At 70.6% G+C, this 16,412-nt stretch carries 18 protein-coding genes; 14 read left to right on the top strand and 4 right to left on the bottom strand.

Annotated elements, in window-relative coordinates; translation table 11 throughout:
• Window positions 1-69: 69 nt before the first annotated feature.
• From ABD250_RS06930 to ABD250_RS06910, 5 genes are read left to right on the top strand one after another with little or no spacing between them, the layout of a single operon-like run.
• Window positions 70-417 carry a type VII secretion target gene (locus ABD250_RS06930; RefSeq protein ID WP_182659577.1) on the top strand — a complete coding sequence of 116 codons (348 nt, stop codon included), beginning with the start codon at window positions 70-72 and terminating at the stop codon, window positions 415-417.
• Window positions 414-1,559 carry a C40 family peptidase gene (locus tag ABD250_RS06925; protein WP_182659576.1) on the top strand — a complete coding sequence of 382 codons (1,146 nt, stop codon included), beginning with the start codon at window positions 414-416 and terminating at the stop codon, window positions 1,557-1,559. Before ABD250_RS06930 ends, ABD250_RS06925 begins: the two co-directional genes overlap by 4 nt.
• Window positions 1,556-1,927, top strand: a complete 372-nt coding sequence (locus ABD250_RS06920; protein ID WP_344391453.1) for a hypothetical protein — start codon at window positions 1,556-1,558, stop codon at window positions 1,925-1,927. Before ABD250_RS06925 ends, ABD250_RS06920 begins: the two co-directional genes overlap by 4 nt.
• Window positions 1,924-2,304 carry a YbaB/EbfC family nucleoid-associated protein gene (locus ABD250_RS06915; RefSeq protein ID WP_304815629.1) on the top strand — a complete coding sequence of 127 codons (381 nt, stop codon included), beginning with the start codon at window positions 1,924-1,926 and terminating at the stop codon, window positions 2,302-2,304. The genes ABD250_RS06920 and ABD250_RS06915 overlap by 4 nt, the downstream gene beginning before the upstream one ends.
• A 24-nt stretch (window positions 2,305-2,328) precedes the next feature.
• Entirely contained in the window at window positions 2,329-3,549 is a 1,221-nt protein-coding gene (locus ABD250_RS06910) for a primosomal protein (protein ID WP_182659564.1), read from the top strand.
• Window positions 3,550-3,777: 228 nt separating this feature from the next.
• On the opposite strand, the gene ABD250_RS06905 is transcribed toward ABD250_RS06910, so the two are convergent.
• Window positions 3,778-5,082, bottom strand: coding sequence for a thymidine phosphorylase (locus tag ABD250_RS06905; protein ID WP_344391451.1), 1,305 nt, complete (start codon window positions 5,080-5,082; stop codon window positions 3,778-3,780).
• Window positions 5,079-5,507 carry a cytidine deaminase gene (locus ABD250_RS06900; protein ID WP_182658292.1) on the bottom strand — a complete coding sequence of 143 codons (429 nt, stop codon included), beginning with the start codon at window positions 5,505-5,507 and terminating at the stop codon, window positions 5,079-5,081. The genes ABD250_RS06905 and ABD250_RS06900 overlap by 4 nt, the downstream gene beginning before the upstream one ends.
• Before the next feature lie 191 nt (window positions 5,508-5,698).
• On the opposite strand from ABD250_RS06900, the gene sdhC reads away from it, so the two are divergent.
• The 5 genes from sdhC to ABD250_RS06875 all read left to right on the top strand — a co-directional run bounded on the left by sdhC (window position 5,699) and on the right by ABD250_RS06875 (window position 10,681).
• On the top strand, window positions 5,699-6,106 hold the full coding sequence (gene sdhC / locus ABD250_RS06895; protein WP_182609616.1) for a succinate dehydrogenase, cytochrome b556 subunit: 408 nt from the start codon (window positions 5,699-5,701) through the stop codon (window positions 6,104-6,106).
• Between the two features lie 14 nt (window positions 6,107-6,120).
• A complete protein-coding gene (locus ABD250_RS06890; protein WP_179524745.1) occupies window positions 6,121-6,552 on the top strand; it encodes a succinate dehydrogenase hydrophobic membrane anchor subunit in 432 nt (143 codons plus the stop codon).
• 48 nt (window positions 6,553-6,600) lie between these two features.
• The gene (sdhA, locus tag ABD250_RS06885; protein ID WP_182658293.1) at window positions 6,601-8,367 is read left to right on the top strand and encodes a succinate dehydrogenase flavoprotein subunit; all 1,767 of its coding nucleotides are present in this window, start codon (window positions 6,601-6,603) and stop codon (window positions 8,365-8,367) included.
• Window positions 8,367-9,158 carry a succinate dehydrogenase iron-sulfur subunit gene (locus tag ABD250_RS06880; RefSeq protein WP_179524744.1) on the top strand — a complete coding sequence of 264 codons (792 nt, stop codon included), beginning with the start codon at window positions 8,367-8,369 and terminating at the stop codon, window positions 9,156-9,158. The genes sdhA and ABD250_RS06880 overlap by 1 nt, the downstream gene beginning before the upstream one ends.
• Window positions 9,159-9,277: 119 nt before the next feature.
• Window positions 9,278-10,681: a D-alanyl-D-alanine carboxypeptidase family protein gene (locus ABD250_RS06875; protein WP_344391448.1), complete on the top strand. Its 1,404-nt coding sequence runs from the start codon at window positions 9,278-9,280 to the stop codon at window positions 10,679-10,681.
• 37 nt (window positions 10,682-10,718) lie between these two features.
• Here the strand turns inward: ABD250_RS06875 and ABD250_RS06870 are convergent, their stop codons facing one another.
• A complete protein-coding gene (locus ABD250_RS06870; RefSeq protein WP_179524742.1) occupies window positions 10,719-11,318 on the bottom strand; it encodes a TetR/AcrR family transcriptional regulator in 600 nt (199 codons plus the stop codon).
• Between the two features lie 252 nt (window positions 11,319-11,570).
• Here ABD250_RS06870 and ABD250_RS06865 point away from each other — a divergent pair, with 252 nt between their 5' ends.
• The 4 genes from ABD250_RS06865 (at window position 11,571) to ABD250_RS06850 (ending at window position 15,302) form a co-directional block, all read left to right on the top strand.
• On the top strand, window positions 11,571-12,719 hold the full coding sequence (locus tag ABD250_RS06865) for a flavin reductase family protein (protein ID WP_182658698.1): 1,149 nt from the start codon (window positions 11,571-11,573) through the stop codon (window positions 12,717-12,719).
• Between the two features lie 64 nt (window positions 12,720-12,783).
• The gene (locus tag ABD250_RS06860) at window positions 12,784-13,968 is read left to right on the top strand and encodes a fatty acid desaturase family protein (protein WP_182658697.1); all 1,185 of its coding nucleotides are present in this window, start codon (window positions 12,784-12,786) and stop codon (window positions 13,966-13,968) included.
• A 44-nt stretch (window positions 13,969-14,012) separates the two neighbouring features.
• Window positions 14,013-14,255, top strand: a complete 243-nt coding sequence (locus tag ABD250_RS06855; protein WP_182658696.1) for a hypothetical protein — start codon at window positions 14,013-14,015, stop codon at window positions 14,253-14,255.
• Between the two features lie 69 nt (window positions 14,256-14,324).
• Window positions 14,325-15,302, top strand: a complete 978-nt coding sequence (locus ABD250_RS06850; protein ID WP_344391444.1) for an RNase H family protein — start codon at window positions 14,325-14,327, stop codon at window positions 15,300-15,302.
• 29 nt (window positions 15,303-15,331) lie between these two features.
• Here the strand turns inward: ABD250_RS06850 and trpS are convergent, their stop codons facing one another.
• Window positions 15,332-16,408, bottom strand: coding sequence for a tryptophan--tRNA ligase (trpS, locus tag ABD250_RS06845; protein WP_182658011.1), 1,077 nt, complete (start codon window positions 16,406-16,408; stop codon window positions 15,332-15,334).
• Window positions 16,409-16,412 lie beyond the last annotated feature (4 nt).

Raw genomic sequence — 16,412 nt, 5'->3', positions numbered from 1 at the left:
GCGGAACCGGAGCGAGTCCGCGAAGCGTCGAACCCTGTGACGGGACAAGAGGCGACGAGGGGCGAGGCAATGGCGGACGGAGCGATCGACGTCCACGAGGACGGATTGCGGGAGCTGGGTACGGGGCTGACCACGTTGGCCGAGGTCCTGGGGGGAACGCTCGGGGCCGTGGACTCGCTACCCATCGACGCGGTGGCACCGGTACTCGGACCGGTCGGGGCCGACTTCATGTCGGCGCTGCTCACGGCCACCGCGCGGCACCGGGAGGTGCTCGCCGGGGTGGCGCGGGTCAGCGACGCCGCAGGGCAGCTGGTCCTGGAGACCGGCCGGTTGTACTCCGAGACCGACGCGGCGGGTGCCGACGCCCTCGGCGCCGCCGGGACCGACGTCGCCGGGATCACGGTGCCGGGCCGATGATCGCTGACGCGCTGGCCTACGCGGGGCCCATCCGGCAGATCCTCGACCTGCTCTCGGCCGAGGAGTTCGTCCCCGAGCCGGCCCGGGACGTCATGCGACCGGTCAGTGACGGGTTGGAGGTGGCCCAGCGGCTCGGGCCACCGCTCGAGCGACTGCTCTCGGAGACGTGGGATTCGCTGGCCTCACTGGGCGCCGCCCACTCGGTGGCCGAGATCGGTCGGACGGTGGGGGCGCTCACGGAGTCCGCGGTCGAGATCGCGAGGGTCACCGCCGTCGCCGCCGACATCGTGGTCCGCGGCACCATCGAGGTCATCGGCATCGTGCAGCAGTTCATCGCCCGCGCCGCGGCGCTGGGACCCACGCTGATGACCCCGCCCGGCCAGGTCGCGCTGCTGGGTCTGGCGACGGAACACCTGGCCCGCGGCATCCAGGTGGCCGAGCGGGTCCAACTCGAGCTCAAGGGACCGACCCTCGAGCTGCGTGCCGTCGCCGCCGGCATCCCCGATGCCCCGGGCGTACCGGGGGGCATCACGGACTCGAGTACGGGCGGAGCGATCAACGCCTCGACCGCCGCCCACACCGGCTCCGGACCCGGTTCGCTCGGCTCCTCGGGAACCGCCTCCGCGGACGGCATCTCGCCGAGTGGCGCCGCGTACCCGGGTGGCGCCGGGGACCCGGGTGGCGCCGGGGGGTCAGCGAGCGGAGCGGGAGACTCCGCAGGGGCCGGGGCAGGGGTGCTCGGGGGCGGTGTCGACGTCGTGCTGCCCGACGGGTCCGTGGCCACCGCGCCCAACGAGCAGGCCGCCGGGGCCGTCCGCAACGCGCTCAGCCAGCAGGGTGTGCCCTACGTGTGGGGCGGGACCACTCCCGGCCAGGGTCTGGACTGCAGCGGCCTGACCCAGTGGGCGTACCGGGACGCCGGGGTCGAGATCCCCCGTCTGGCCCAGGAACAGGGAGTGGGGGCACAGGTGTCGCGGTCGGACCTCATGCCTGGCGACCTGGCGGTGTGGGACGGCCATGTCGCGATGTACATCGGCAACGGCCAACTCGTCGAGGCCGGTGACCCCGTGTCGGTCTCGGGGCTGCGTACCGACAACATCGGCATGTCCTTCTACGGCTTCTACCGTCCGACCGGCGGATGACGGCCGAGACCTGCCGCCACACCGACCCGATGACCGGGGTCGTCGCCGAGGTCGGTACCGACGGCGTGCCGGTGGGCCTGGCGCTGCCCGCGGAGCTGCTCGACCGCGGGCCCGCGGACGTCGCGCGGGCGGTACTGCGCACTCTCACGGCAGCGGCGTGCGAGGCCCGCGAGCTGCTCGACCGACTGGCCGAGCAGGAATGGGACGGGCAGGAATGGGACGGGCAGGAATGGGACGGGCAGGAATGGGACGGGCAGGAATGGGAGCTAGCGGACTGGGATGACGCGGACCGGGGCGCGGAGGGGTGGGAAACCCCGGAGGCGGGCCGGGCGGACACGAGCGACGGCCCGACGGGGGGTGCCACGTGAGCGGCGGCGGGTTGGACGTCGAGGCGTTCCTCGATCGCCTGCGCGGGATCGCCGCCGAGTGGGAGTCCGCCCACGACCAACTGGAGACACTGCGGGTGGTGGCCTCGAGCCCGGACCGGATCGCCACCGCCACCGCCGACTCCGGTGGCGCGGTGATCGACCTCGTACTGTCGGCCGGGTTGCGCGCCCACGGCTGCGAGACGGTGGCGTCCGCCATCCTCGAGGCCACCTCCAGTGCCGTCAGGCAGGCCAACGCCCGACGCGCCGAGCTGGTCTCGGGGTCGGTCGCCCTCGCGGTGAGCGGCCGCGCGCAGGCCGCCGAGGCCGCCGGGGACGACTCAGCCGGTGCCCTGTCGGCGGGCCGTGGCACCGGCTGACGGGCCGTGGATATGCTGACCGGCATGGCCAAGGACATAGTCCCGATCGAGCTCGGTCTCCCTGAGGGAGACGTCACGACCCTCTGGGCGCCCAGTTGGCGGGAGGACAACGACGACTGGGAGGCGTTCCTCGGCCTCGACGAGGACCTCTACGCGTTCGATTCGACCGCCGAACTCCTGGCCCTGGTCCGGAGCGGCGCGCAACATGATCTGCAGGACCACCCGTCCTGGGACGAGTTCGCGACCTCCGACGTGCTGGCGTTCCGCGCCGCGGACGAGAACTGCTACGACCTCGTCGGCGTCCTCGAACTCCTCGGCGAGAACCCCACGGAGTCCTCGGTCGACGAGATCGACCAGTCCTTCACCATCGCCCGCTCGATCGGCGAGGTGTGCGAGTTGGACACCGTCACCAAGTTCTTCAACGGCAACCCGATCCTCGCCGCCGTCACCCGCGGGATGGACGAGTTCTACGGGCGGGACGGGTTGAAGCTGTGGAAGTCCATCCGGAAGACCGTCGCCAAGGGCTGGGACGACGTGCTCGACGCGATCCAGGACGTCATGACCACCCCCGAGGTCCCGCGCGCCGAGGTCGATCGCGCCCGAGCGGACCTGGAGGCCGCTGAGGCCGCGCTCCCCGAGCCCGCGCCCGAGCCCGAGGCCGCCCCCACCGGGTACCCGGAGGGTTCGCTGTGGGAGACGGTCGGGATCGACCCCGTGAAGATCATCTTCGCCGATCAGGAGTACCTGAGCCTGCGCTGCTATCTCGGCGATCGGCCGGTGTTCCTCGGCGACGGCGACCAGGCGTACGTGTTCACCAGCGCCCGCGGCCTGTCCCGGTACCTGGCGGACAACGACGACGAGACGCTCAGCCACGTGGCGACCTACGAGCGCGTCAAACTCGCGGCGATCGACGGCAGCCTGGACATCCACGTGACCGAGGACAACACCTACGTCCTCGCCGGCCTCGACCGCGACATCGAGGTCGGCCCCGGGATGGTCGACTCCGGTCAGCTCGCGCTCGCGGTGGAGCTGGTCACCGACCTCGCGAACTACGTGGGCGACTCCGACCTCGAGTCCGCGGTCACCGGCCGCGGGACCTCCTTGCGCCGGTTCCTGCACTACGTCCTCAACCCGGACGACGCCAGGCTGCTCGAGCCCAGTGCGCCGTTCGACGACGAGGCCGGCGAATGGCGCGACCTGGTCGACGACGTCGAACGCCTGATGACCACCCCCGACATCGCCTAACCTCACCTCGCCTCACCTCACCTCGCGTCGCCTCGCGTCGCCTCGCGTCGCCTCGCGTCGCCTCGCGTCGCCTCGCGTCGCCTCGCGTCGCCTCGCGTCGCCTCGCGTCGCCTCGCCTCATCGAGAAGAGCGTTCCGCACACTTCCACTCGGGAGATGCGGTCGAAACAGTCTTCTCGATGGGGGGTTGGGGTCGAGGGGGTCGAGGGCTGCTCGGCGGGCTGGTGCGTCACCACCCGCGTAGTCGGCCAAGCACGACCCCGGCCGGCCCCCGCGCGGTCCCGGGCGCCCCGATCTCCAGGGCGGACGCCAGCTCGGTGAGCGCCGCGGGCACCCGCCCCGGGTCCCCTGCGTGGACGGTGGCGACCACCTCGCCGGCCCGTACCGGGTCGCCCTCGACGCGATGCAGCAGCACGCCGGCGGCGGGGTCGACGGTCTCGCCAGGTCGGGTACGCCCGGCACCGGCCAACCACGACGCGCGGCCCACACCCAGGGCATCCCACGTCAACTCCCCCGAGTCCGGCGCCCGCAGCTCCTCCGTGTGCGCGGCCACCGGCAGCGCGGCGTCGGGATCGCCGCCCTGGGCGCTGATCATCGCGCGGAACGAGTCCATGGCCCGCCCGTCACGGAGTCGTTCGCGCGGGTCGTCGTCGATCCCGACCGCGGCCAGGGCCTCCTGCGCCAACGCGCAGGTCAGATCGACCATGTCGGGCGGGCCGCCCCCGGCGAGGATCTCTACGCATTCAGCCACCTCGACGGCGTTGCCCACCGCCCGACCCAGTGGCGTGTGGTTGGCGGTCACGAGTGCGCTGGTCCGGACGCCGGCCGCCGTGCCGATGGCGACCATCACCCGGGCCAGCTCGTCCGCGTCGGCGCGGTCGGGTCGGAAGGCCCCGGACCCGCACTTGACGTCGAGCACCAGCGCGCCGGTGCCCTCGGCGATCTTCTTGCTCATGATCGACGCCGCCAGCATGGGGATGGACGGGACGGTCCCGGTGACGTCCCGTAGGGCGTAGAGGGCCCGGTCGGCGGGCGCGAGATCGGCTCCGGCCGCGCAGATCACGGCCCCGGTCTCCTCGAGGATCCGGCGCCTGGTGGCGGCGTCCAGGTCGGCGCGCCAGCCGGGGATCGCCTCGAGTTTGTCGAGGGTCCCGCCCGTGTGACCGAGCCCGCGCCCCGAGAGCTGGGGCACCGCCAGCTCCCAGGTCGCCAACAGGGGGGTCAGCACGAGCGTCACCGAGTCGCCCACACCGCCGGTCGAGTGCTTGTCCACCGTGGGGACGCGACGACCGGCGCGCGTCAGGTCGGACAGGTCCAACCGGGTGCCGGAGTCGACCATCGCCGCGGTCCAGCGGGCGATCTCGCGATCGGTCATGCCCCGGAAGTACACCGCCATCGCCAACGCGGACATCTGCTCGGGGGGCACCACACCGCGGGTGTACCCGTCGACGATCCAGTCGATCTCGTCGTCGTCGAGCTCGTTGCCGTCGCGCTTGGCCTCGATGATCCGCACGGCGTCGATCGACCGGGTCACGTCAGGTCCTCCGGCCCGAAGGCGTCCGGCAGGAGCTCGCCCAGGCGGACGGGGCCGCGGGCGGTGTGGACGACCAGGTCCGGGCCGCCGTGTTCGTGGAGGAGTTGGCGGCACCGCCCGCACGGTGAGAGCGGGTCACCGTCGTGGCCGACGACGACGAGCTCGAGCAGTCTCCCGCCACCCGTGCGGTGGAGGTCGGACACGAGCGAGCATTCCGCGCAGAGTGTGAGCCCGTAGGAGGCGTTCTCGACGTTGCACCCGGTTACGATCCTGCACTCGTCGCCGCCGGGTTCCGACGCCAGGGCGGCGGCCCCCACCCCCAATCCTGAGTACGGCCGGTAGGCGTTCCGGGCGGCCGCCAGCGCGGCCTCGCGCAGACCGTTGACGGCCGCGTTCCTCTGTGCTGCGGTTTCGTCGACCGACACCCTTTTCTACCCTCCGGTAACTTCGATTAGGGTCCCCTAACAGGCATTACCCGTTCGGACCACCGTACCCACCCTGCTTCTCGTCCGCGTCCTCTCAGGTCTAAAGTCCTAGTAGGCGCCCGCTGTGCTCTCGGGCAGGGAACGCGCGCCGATGGCACCACGCCCAGACGATTCGGAGGCACGACAAGCCCATGAGTACTGCGCAGGCGCCGGCGCGTCCGGCCCCCAATAAGAAGATCAGCATCTACAAGGGTGACCCGGGGATGTGGTCGTGGGTCGCGCACCGCATCTCGGGCGTGGCGATCTTCTTCTTCCTCTTCGTGCACGTGCTGGACACCTCGCTCGTCACGGTGAGCCCGGAGACCTACAACGCGGTCATCGACTCGTACAAGACCCCGATCGTCGGGCTCCTGGAGGTCGGCCTGGTCGCTCTGGTCCTCTTCCACGCGCTCAACGGTCTGCGCATCGTCGCCATCGACTTCTGGTCCAAGGGCGCGAAGTACCAGCGCCAGATGCTCTGGGCCGTCCTGGCGATCTGGGTCGTGGTCTTCGCCGCGGCGACCGCCCGCCTCCTCTTCCTTCTCTTCCAGCACATCTAAGGAGAACGATCACCATGGCAGACGCACCTGTTCTCCAGACGTCATACGATCGCCCCGCCTCGCTCGCCCAGCCGCGCTCCCCGCGCCTGCGCTCACGCGGCAACTTCGAGCGCACCGCGTGGATCTTCATGCGCGCCTCGGGCGTCGCGCTGGTCATCCTCACGCTCGGCCACCTCACCGTGGGCCTGATGATCGACGAGGGAGTCCACCGGATCGACTGGGCCTACGTCGCGGATCGCTGGCAGAGCCCGTTCTGGGCCACGTGGGACCTCCTCATGCTCTGGTTGGCACAGCTCCACGGCGCGAACGGCGTCCGGACGGTCATCGCGGACTATTCGCGCAAGGACTCGACGCGGTTCTGGCTCAACGCGATCCTCATCGCCGCGACCGTCCTCGTCCTGGCCCTGGGCACCTACGCCCTCTTCGGCCTCGCCTACGACGTCTGATCGACGCCTGCGGACCGTTCCACTTCGAAAGCGAGCACTGAGAATCCCATGACCGATCGTCAGGTCCACCAGCACCAGTACGACGTGGTAATCGTCGGCGCCGGCGGCGCAGGCATGCGCGCGGCCATCGAGTCGGGCCCGCGGACCCGTACCGCAGTCCTCACCAAGCTCTACCCCACCCGCTCCCACACCGGCGCCGCCCAGGGCGGCATGTGCGCCGCCCTCGCGAACGTCGAGGAGGACAACTGGGAGTGGCACACGTTCGACACGGTCAAGGGCGGCGACTACCTCGTCGACCAGGACGCCGCGGAGATCATGGCCAAAGAGGCCATCACCGCGGTCATCGACCTGGAGAACATGGGCCTGCCGTTCAACCGCACGCCCGAGGGCAAGATCGACCAGCGTCGTTTCGGTGGTCACACCCGCGACCACGGCAAGGCGCCCGTGCGACGGGCCTGCTACGCCGCCGACCGCACGGGTCACATGATCCTGCAGACGCTCTACCAGAACTGTGTCAAGCACAACGTGGAGTTCTTCAACGAGTTCTACGTGCTGGACCTCTGCCTCACCGAGACCCCCGAGGGCCCCGTCGCCACCGGGTGCGTCGCCTACGAGCTCGCCTCCGGCGACCTGCACGTCTTCCACTCCAAGGCCACCGTCTTCGCGACCGGTGGTTCGGGACGGATGTACAAGACCACCTCCAACGCCCACACCCTCACCGGTGACGGCATGGCCGTGGTCTTCCGCAAGGGCCTGCCCCTGGAGGACATGGAGTTCCACCAGTTCCACCCGACGGGACTCGCGGGCCTGGGCATCCTCATCTCCGAGGCCGTCCGCGGCGAGGGCGGCATCCTGCGCAACGCGGACGGCGAGCGCTTCATGGAGCGCTACGCCCCCACCATCAAGGACCTCGCGCCGCGTGACATCGTCGCCCGCTCGATGGTCCTCGAGGTGCGCGAGGGCCGCGGCGCCGGGCCCGAGAAGGACTACGTCTACATCGACGTGACCCACCTCGGCGCGGACGTGCTCGAGGAGAAGCTCCCCGACATCACCGAGTTCTCCCGCACCTACCTGGGTGTCGACCCGGTCACCGAGCTGGTCCCGGTGTTCCCCACCTGTCACTACGTCATGGGCGGCATCCCGACCAACGTCAAGGGTGAGGTCCTCCGCACCAACAACGACGTGGTGCCCGGTCTCTACGCCGCCGGCGAGTGCGCGTGCGTGTCCGTGCACGGGTCCAACCGTCTGGGCACCAACTCGCTGCTGGACATCAACGTGTTCGGCCGCCGGGCGGGGATCGCCGCCGCGGACTACGCTGCAGGCCACGACTTCGTCGAACTCCCCGAGGAGCCCGAGAAGATGGTCCGTGAGTGGATGGAGAGCATGCTCGCCGACCACGGCGCGGAGAACGCCAACGACATCCGGACCGAGATGCAGGCCATGATGGACGACAAGGCGTCGGTGTACCGCACCGAGCAGTCGCTCACCGAGGCGCGTGACGAGCTCCGCGCCCTGAAGAAGCGCTACGCCGACGTCACCGTCAGCGACAAGGGCAAGCGGTTCAACACCGAACTCCTCGAGGCCGTCGAGCTGGGCTTCCTCCTGGAGCTGGCGGAGGTCACGGTCGTGGGTGCGCTCAACCGCAAGGAGTCCCGTGGCGGACACGCCCGCGAGGACTACCCGGACCGCAACGACGACGAGTTCATGAAGCACACGATGGCGTTCAAGGACGGCCTCGGCCTCCTCTCCGAGATCCGGCTGGACTGGAAGCCGGTTGTGCAGACCCGCTACGAGCCGATGGAGCGTAAGTACTGATGACCACCGCAGTCGACACCACCAAGGCCACCGACGGCAAGGACCCGGGCTCGAACCGCCCGGTGCCGCCCGGCTCCACCATGGTCACGCTCAAGATCGCCCGGTTCAACCCGGAGGATCCGGACTCGGCGGGTTGGAAGGAGTACGAGGTCCCGGCCCTGCCGTCGGACCGTCTGCTCAACCTGCTGATGTACGTGAAGAACTACATCGACGGCAGCCTCGCGTTCCGCCGGTCGTGCGCACACGGCATCTGTGGGTCGGACGCCATGCTGATCAACGGGGTCAACCGCCTGGCGTGCAAGGTCCTCATGAAGGACATGCTCCCCAAGGACGGCAAGTCCATCACCATCACCATCGCCCCGATCCGCGGGCTGCCGGTGGAGAAGGACCTGTACGTCGACATGGAGCCGTTCTTCAAGTCGTTCCGTGACGTCATGCCGTACCTCATCACGTCCGGGAACCAGCCGACGGCCGAGCGGATCCAGTCCCAGACGGACCGGGCCCGCTTCGACGACACCACCAAGTGCATCCTCTGCGCCTGCTGCACGACCTCGTGCCCGGTGTTCTGGGCGGACGGGTCGTACTTCGGCCCGGCGGCGATCGTCAACGCGCACCGGTTCATCTTCGACTCCCGTGACGAGGGTGCGGCCGAGCGACTCGAGATCCTCAACGACGCCGAGGGGGTCTGGCGGTGCCGCACGACCTTCAACTGCACCGACGCGTGCCCCCGTGGCATCCAGGTGACCAAGGCGATCCAGGAGGTCAAGCGCGCCCTGCTGTTCGCGCGCTGACCTCCCGTGGTCTCCCCGGCGGGGCCGCACCCTCTCTGAGCGGAGGGTGCGGCCCCGCCGGCGTCTTCCCGGGCGGGTCCCGTCCGGAACGGCCCCACACGGACGTAGACTCGGTACCCGTGACCGGCCCTCGACGACGCCCCGCGCTCAGAACAGTCGGCCTCGTCACGGCAGCATTCGTGGGATTGGGTCCGCTCGCCCTCGCCGGTCCCGCTACGGCCGTCGAGCCGGAGCGGGCGACCGCCCTGACCGAGCCGCCCCCGGCCGCGGTGTTGCCGTCAACCACGTCGCTCGAGTACTTCGACACCCCCCGCGACCTCACCGGGTGCCCGTACCGCACCTCCCCGCCCGCCCCCGTCGACGAATCCGAGGTCCCGCTGCCCGGCCGGACCTCGCCCGTGCCTCCCCCGGTGCCCGAGACGCCCCCGGGCGGCGACTCGCTCGCCGGGTGTGACGTCGTGGCACCGGACGGCTTCGAGGTGCCCCGAGACGTCACCGCCAGCGCGTGGATGATCTCGGACCTGGACACGGGCGAGGTGGTGGCCGCGCGCGATCCGCATGGTCGCTACCGCCCGGCGAGTCTGATCAAGACCCTGCTCGCCACCGTGGCCCTGGACACCCTGGACGCGGACCGCGTGATCGAGGTGTCCGACGAGGACCTCCTGGGCGCCGAGGGCAGCCTGGTGGGGATCGGCCCGGGCGGTCAGTACTCGGTCGACCGCCTGGTGCGGGGCCTGCTCATGTCCTCGGGTAACGACGCGGCCCTCGTGCTCGCCCGGCGGATGGGCGGGGTCGAGAAAACCCTGGAGGCGATGAACGCGCACGCGGCCGGGCTCGGCGCCGTGAGCACTCACGCGGCGACCGTGAACGGCCTGGACGGGCCCGGGATGATGTCGACGGCGTACGACCTGTCGCTCATCTTCCGCGACGCCATGACCCGCCCGGGGTTCGCCGGCATCGTGGGCACGGAGATGTCCGGGTTCCCCGGGTATCCCGCGGGCGAGGGCGCGGGCGCACCCGATCCGGCCGCCGCGCCGGCCCTCACCGGTCCGACGACGCGCGGGGACGGGACCGTGGTCAACCCGGGTTTCGTGCTGGCCAACGACAACCAGCTGCTCTACAACTACCCGGGGGCGATCGGCGGCAAGACCGGCTTCACCGACGACGCCCGACACACGTTCATCGGGGCGGCCGAGCGGGACGGACGACGACTGGCGGTGGTTCTCCTCGACGGCACCCGTGTGCCCGCGTCGCCGTGGGAACAGGCGGCGCGGTTGCTCGATGCCGGCTTCGACACCGACGACTCCGTGGGGCGGTTGGTGACGGGACCGCCGGCCGATCCGGGAGCGGGGACCGAGCATCAGGCCTCCGGCCCTCTCGGCGCCGTGGGTACGGCCGCTCAGCTCGACCCGTCCGGTACGAGGGGCTCCGTACTCGTGCAGTACGGGCCGTGGCTGGCCGTGGGCGCGGCGGGGTTGGTCGTGGCGGCCGGTGCGGTCATGGCACTGCGGTCGCGCCGCTGACCGACCCGCGGGCCGTGGACCGCGCGACGCCGAACCGTCAGGAGACCGTGCCGGCTCCGGCGAGGATGACCCTCAGGCGGCCGGTGCACTCCTCGACAGCCGCGCGGGCGTCGTAGCCCACCGCCACCTCCACGAGGAGTCGCAACAGGACGACGACGACGAGGTCTGCCGCGATATCCACCGCGCTTCCGTCCGCGCCGGAGAGCGTCTCGAGCCGTCCCAGGGTGATCCCCAGCCGTCGGCGTGCGGAGTCGACGGCCGCCGAGAGCACCCGGTGGTCGGCATGGGCGGTGTCGACGAGCCCGCGGGCGAGCACCGACCAGGTCTGCGGGTCCCGGACGGCGGCGGCCGAGGCCCGACCGGGCCAGTCCACGACGGGATCCGATGCCGGCCCTGCGACGAGGTCGTCGACGAGCTCGCCCAGCGCCTCGGCAGCCCCCGCCGCGATCTCGGTGGCCAGGGCGTCCACCGACTCGAAGTGCCGGTAGAACGCGGTGGGGACGATGCCCGCCTCGCGTGCGAGCTCGCGGACGACCAGGCCGGAGAATCCCCGCGTGGCCACCGCGTGGCGGCCCGCGGCAACGATGAGTGCACGTGTGTGCCGCTTCTGCTCCGCCCGGGTACCTGGTGTCGCCACGCCCGTGATGCTATCGCCTGAGGCCTGTATCCGCATGTGGGGAACCCCCCGTCGGAGTGTGACCCACGTGACAGCGGCGGGCCCCTTTCCATTTGAGAGAACGTATGTACACTCAAACTCGTCCGGTGGTCGAACCGGCCGGATACGCCCCCGTGGTGCAGCCGCGACCGTGAGGTCGGGACCGCACATCACGGCAGTAGGCCGCGTCCGACGGCGCACGACCACACCGACCACTACCTTCCGGAGGTCCTCATGACCGCCCCGACCATCAGCCGACTCTTCTCCCGCGGGATCACCCGCACCCTGCTCACCCCGCACCCGGTGGAGCACTACGTCCGCTCACTCGGAGTGAGCTGGTCCGACGACCCGACCGGCGCGACGGTCGTCGCCGTCGACCGGCCCGTCTCCGACGTCACCGTCATCACGCTCCGGCTCCCGGCCGGGGTCGACCGGCCCGCCCCCGGAGCCGCTCTCGAGATCGGCGTGGTGGTCGACGGCGTCGTCCACCGCCGTCACTACTCCCCGGTGGACTCCGCCGCGCGGTCCGACGGCCTGGCGACGATCGCCGTCCGCCGGCATCCGGGGGGCGTGGTCTCCGAACACCTGTGGTCCGAGGCCGCTCCCGGGATGCGACTGCTCCTCGGGAACCCCGTCGGGGAGGTCACCCTCCCGGACGCACGCCCGACCGACGTGCTGTTGGTCAGCGGCGGCAGCGGCATCACCCCGATGCTCTCCATCGCCTCCACCCTCGCCGGGGAGGGCCACTGCGGGGAGGGGGCCACCGGCCGTGTCGCGTGGCTCCACTACGCCCGCCGGGTCGAGGACGTGCCGTTCCGTGACCGGATCCGCGAACTCTCGCGCGCCGGTGTCGAGGTCCGGGTGGTCCCCACCGTGGCACCGGACCCGTCAGACACCTCGGGCCACCCGGACCCGTCAGTCACCTCCGACCCGTCGTCGCGGGACCTGGTCGGCCACCTGACAGAGGGCCACCTCGACGAGGTGGCGCCGTGGCACGCCGATTCCACCGTCTTCCTCTGCGGGCCCGACGGCCTGGCCGACGGCCTGGCCGACGCACTCGGAGCAGACCGCTACGCGGACGTCCTCCGCGAGCGGTTCACCGCCTCCAACGGACCCGTGCCGGAGGGCGACGGCGGAACCGTCACCCACGTCAGGAGCGGTGTGTCGGCGCTCAACTCCGGCACCACGCTGTTGGAGGGCGCGGAGGCCGCGGGGCTGTCCCCGAAGCACGGCTGCCGGATGGGCATCTGCCACACCTGCACCGCCGTCCGGGTCTCCGGCGCCACCCGCGACCTCAGGACGGGCGAGGTCGACACCGAACCCGGTTGCCTAGTCCAGATCTGTGTCTCCGCGCCCGTGGGCGACGTCGAGATCGAGCTCTAGACCTCCCCGACACAGTCACATCCCAACCCGTACTCCCACCGGAACGACCGGAAGGACTCCCGTCATGACCCTCCTGCAGCTCCCCACCATCCGCTCCACGAAGCCGAAGACCGAGAAGCCCGACGCCACCGGCCCCGAGCCCGTGGTGCTGTCCGCCGAATCGGTGGAGATCATCGGCCGTGAGCTCGACGCCATCCGCGACCGCGTGGTGGCCGACCTGGGCACCGCCGACCGCGACTACATCCTCCGCGTGGTCCGCATGCAGCGTCGACTCGAACTGACCGGGCGCGCCCTGATGTTCCTCGGCTTCCTGCCGCCCGCGTGGCTCGCAGGAGTGGCCGCGCTGAGCGCCTCCAAGATCCTCGACAACATGGAGATCGGCCACAACGTCATGCACGGCCAGTACGACTGGATGCGCGACGACATGCTCCACTCGTCCAGCTTCGAGTGGGACAACGTGTGCCCGTCCGACCAGTGGCGACACTCGCACAACTACATGCACCACACGCACACCAACATCCTGGACCTCGATCGGGACATCGGATACGGCATCCTGCGCATGGAGTACGAGCAGAAGTGGACCCCGCTGCGCCTGGGCAACCCGCTGTACGCATTCGGGCTCATGATGGCGTTCGAGTGGGGCGTGATGCTCCACGACCTCGAGTACGACAACGTGCTCAAGGGCAAGCGCAAGTGGTCGGACGTCAAGGGCCTGCTCGCCGGGTGGTGGGGCAAGATGCGCGGCCAGGTCGCCAAGGACTACATCGTCCACCCGGCGCTCACCGGCCCGCTGTTCCCGCTCACCTTCGCGGGCAACCTCACCGCCAACCTCGTCCGCAACGTCTGGGCGTTCTCGGTGATCTTCTGCGGGCACTTCCCCTCCGGCGCGCAGGTCTTCACCCAGGAGGAGACGGCCGAGGAGACCCGCGGCGAGTGGTACGTGCGCCAGATGCTCGGCTCGGCCAACATCTCGGGAAGCCCGTTCATGCACCTGGCCACCGGCAACCTCTCGCACCAGATCGAGCACCACCTCTTCCCCGATCTGCCCGCGCACCGCTACCCGGAGATCGCCGAGGAGGTCCGGGCGCTCTGCGAGGAGCACGGCCTTCCGTACACGACCGGCCCGCTGTGGAAGCAGGTGGCGAACGTGTGGTCCAAGATGTTCCGGCTCGCCCTGCCGCTGTCGCCCACCCCGGCGGACACGCCGGCCGTGCTCATCGAGCGCAGGAAGGTGACACCCGCGGCCTGAGCCGGGGTAACTTCGTGGACACCACTGACGAAGGGAGCGCATCGATGGGCGACTTCGAGCGCAACAAGGACCAGGTCCAGGCAGGTGTCCAGGCGGGGGCGTCCCTCGTCGGCCGCATCGCCGTCATCATCACCGACGCGATCGGGTCCATCGCCAAGGAGGTCGGTGACTTCGTCACCGACGGGATCGAGATGAGGGAGGCAGCCCGGGCCGCCCGCCTCGACGAGCGCAAGCACTCTCCCGCGATCGACCTGGACGGCATCGAGGACGGCGAACTGCAGGGATGAGACCGTTGGTGACCCGATGACCGTGGCCGGTGGGGCCTCCCCCCGGCCACGGTGGCATCATCGCTCGACGTGACGATCATCGCCGCCGCGGACGGCTCCGCTCTCGGTAACCCCGGCCCGGCCGGATGGGCCTGGTACATCGACGAGTCGCGGTGGCGCTGCGGCGGCTGGACACGCGGAACCAACAACCAGGGCGAGCTCGCCGCGGTCCTGGATCTCCTCCGCCAGACCGCGCACTCCCCCGAGCCCCTCCACATCCTGTGCGACTCGCAGTACGTCATCAACTCGGTGACCAAGTGGATGGTCGGCTGGAAGCGCAAGGGCTGGAAGAAGGCCGACGGCAAGCCCGTTCTCAACGTCGAGGTCATGAAGGCGCTCGACGAGGCGATGACGGGCCGCGAGGTCACCTTCGAGTGGGTCAAGGGTCACGCCGGCCACGAGCTCAACGAGAAGGCGGACGTCCTGGCCAACGGGGCCGCCAAGGCCCATGCGTCGCGTCGGGAGCCCGAGGCCGGCCCCGGGTTCCCGGGCGCGCAGGCGGTGGGCGCGGGTGACGACCCGGCCGTCCCCCCGGCCGCCGACGGGGGCACCGGGTCCGCGGGGGCGCGGCGGTCGAGCGGGTCGGCGGACACCACGACGACGACAAAGCCCGCCGTTACGTCCGAGCCCGACCTGTTCTCGATGGACTCCGACGCGGCCGCGTCACACCCGGCGGCCGAGGAACTGGTGGTGGACCTCGAGCGGGCGTTGCTCACCGACGCTGTCCGCCGGGACCGCAGGAAGCTCACCCGGCTGCTGGACGTGCGGTGGCGGCAGGTCGACCCGGCGGGCAGGACGTGGACCCGCCGCGAACTCGGTGATGCCGACGTCTCCCCCGGCGGCGTCGAACTCGAGGTCGTGGAGACGCGACGCCTGGCCGATGACGTGGTGCTCCTGCTGTGGCGTGCCTCCGGCCCCCGCGGGGCGTCGTCGGTGCACAGTTCGATCTGGCAGCGCACGGGCGACGACTGGAAGCAGATCTACCAGCAGGGCACCCGCGAGGGCTGAGCCCCCGGCAGCGGGATCAGCGGGTCCGATTAGCCGCGGCGGGGAGCGGTGAACCCGACCGCCTGGTAGACCTGCGAGAGCACCGGCCCGGCCACGGACCTCGCACGATCTGCTCCGTCGGCCAGGATCCGCTCGAGCTCGGCCCTGTCCGACATGTACTCGTCGAACCGACCGCGCAACGGGGTGACGAAGGCCTCGAGGGCATCGGCGGTGTCGGTCTTGAGCGCACCGTACCCTGCCCCCGCAGCCTGGTAATCGGCCACGATGTCCGCCACCGGCCGCCCGGTGAACGCCGACTGGATGGTCAGCAGGTTCGACACACCCGGCTTCATCTCGCGGTCGAAGCGGATGTCACCATCGGAGTCCGTCACCGCGCTGCGGATGCGCTTGGCGGAGACCTTCGGGTCGTCGAGCAGGTTGACGATCCCCTTGGGGTTCTCCCCCGACTTGCTCATCTTGGCCGTGGGGTCCTGCAGGTCGTAGATCTTCGCCGACCCCTCGAGGATCTTGCCCTCGGGCACCACGAAGGTCTTCTTGTAGCGGGAGTTGAACCGCATCGCCAGATCGCGGGTCAGCTCGAGGTGCTGACGCTGGTCCTCCCCCACGGGCACGAGATGCGGGCGATAGAGCAGGATGTCGGCGGCCATGAGCACCGGGTAGGTGAACAGCCCCACCGTGGTCCCGTCCGTGCCCTGCTTGGACGACTTGTCCTTGAACTGCGTCATCCGAGCGGCCTCACCGTAACCGGTGATGCACCCCAGCACCCAGGCCAGTTCGGCATGCTCGGGGACGTGCGACTGCACGAACAACACCGAGCGGGCGGGGTCCACCCCGAGCGCGAGCAGCTGCGCGCACCCGCGGAACACCCGCTCGCGCAGTTCCTTGGGGTCCTGCCTGACGGTGATCGCGTGCAGGTCAGGGATGAAGTAGTACGCGTCGTAGTCGTCCTGCAGGTCCACCCACTGCCGCACGGCGCCCAGGTAGTTGCCGAGATGGTAGGAGTCGGCGGTGGGCTGGATGCCGGACAGGACGCGCTGGCGCGTCGCGGGCGCCCCGGTCGCGGCGGTCGTGGGCGCAGGAGCTGCGGAAGTGGACTGCTCAGACATGGCG

The organism is Dietzia cercidiphylli (assembly GCF_039531545.1).
GTDB lineage: Bacteria > Actinomycetota > Actinomycetes > Mycobacteriales > Mycobacteriaceae > Dietzia > Dietzia natronolimnaea.
Note: the sequence above shows the minus strand (reverse complement) of the source record. Positions and strands in the feature narration are given on the sequence as shown.

Coding starts and splice junctions, on each gene's coding strand:
- ABD250_RS06930 (WP_182659577.1), top strand. CDS start 70: ATGGCGGACGGAGCGATCGACGTCCACGAGGACGGATTGCGGGAGCTG.
- ABD250_RS06925 (WP_182659576.1), top strand. CDS start 414: ATGATCGCTGACGCGCTGGCCTACGCGGGGCCCATCCGGCAGATCCTC.
- ABD250_RS06920 (WP_344391453.1), top strand. CDS start 1,556: ATGACGGCCGAGACCTGCCGCCACACCGACCCGATGACCGGGGTCGTC.
- ABD250_RS06910 (WP_182659564.1), top strand. CDS start 2,329: ATGGCCAAGGACATAGTCCCGATCGAGCTCGGTCTCCCTGAGGGAGAC.
- sdhC (WP_182609616.1), top strand. CDS start 5,699: ATGAGTACTGCGCAGGCGCCGGCGCGTCCGGCCCCCAATAAGAAGATC.
- ABD250_RS06890 (WP_179524745.1), top strand. CDS start 6,121: ATGGCAGACGCACCTGTTCTCCAGACGTCATACGATCGCCCCGCCTCG.
- sdhA (WP_182658293.1), top strand. CDS start 6,601: ATGACCGATCGTCAGGTCCACCAGCACCAGTACGACGTGGTAATCGTC.
- ABD250_RS06880 (WP_179524744.1), top strand. CDS start 8,367: ATGACCACCGCAGTCGACACCACCAAGGCCACCGACGGCAAGGACCCG.
- ABD250_RS06865 (WP_182658698.1), top strand. CDS start 11,571: ATGACCGCCCCGACCATCAGCCGACTCTTCTCCCGCGGGATCACCCGC.
- ABD250_RS06860 (WP_182658697.1), top strand. CDS start 12,784: ATGACCCTCCTGCAGCTCCCCACCATCCGCTCCACGAAGCCGAAGACC.
- ABD250_RS06855 (WP_182658696.1), top strand. CDS start 14,013: ATGGGCGACTTCGAGCGCAACAAGGACCAGGTCCAGGCAGGTGTCCAG.
- trpS (WP_182658011.1), bottom strand. CDS start 16,408: ATGTCTGAGCAGTCCACTTCCGCAGCTCCTGCGCCCACGACCGCCGCG.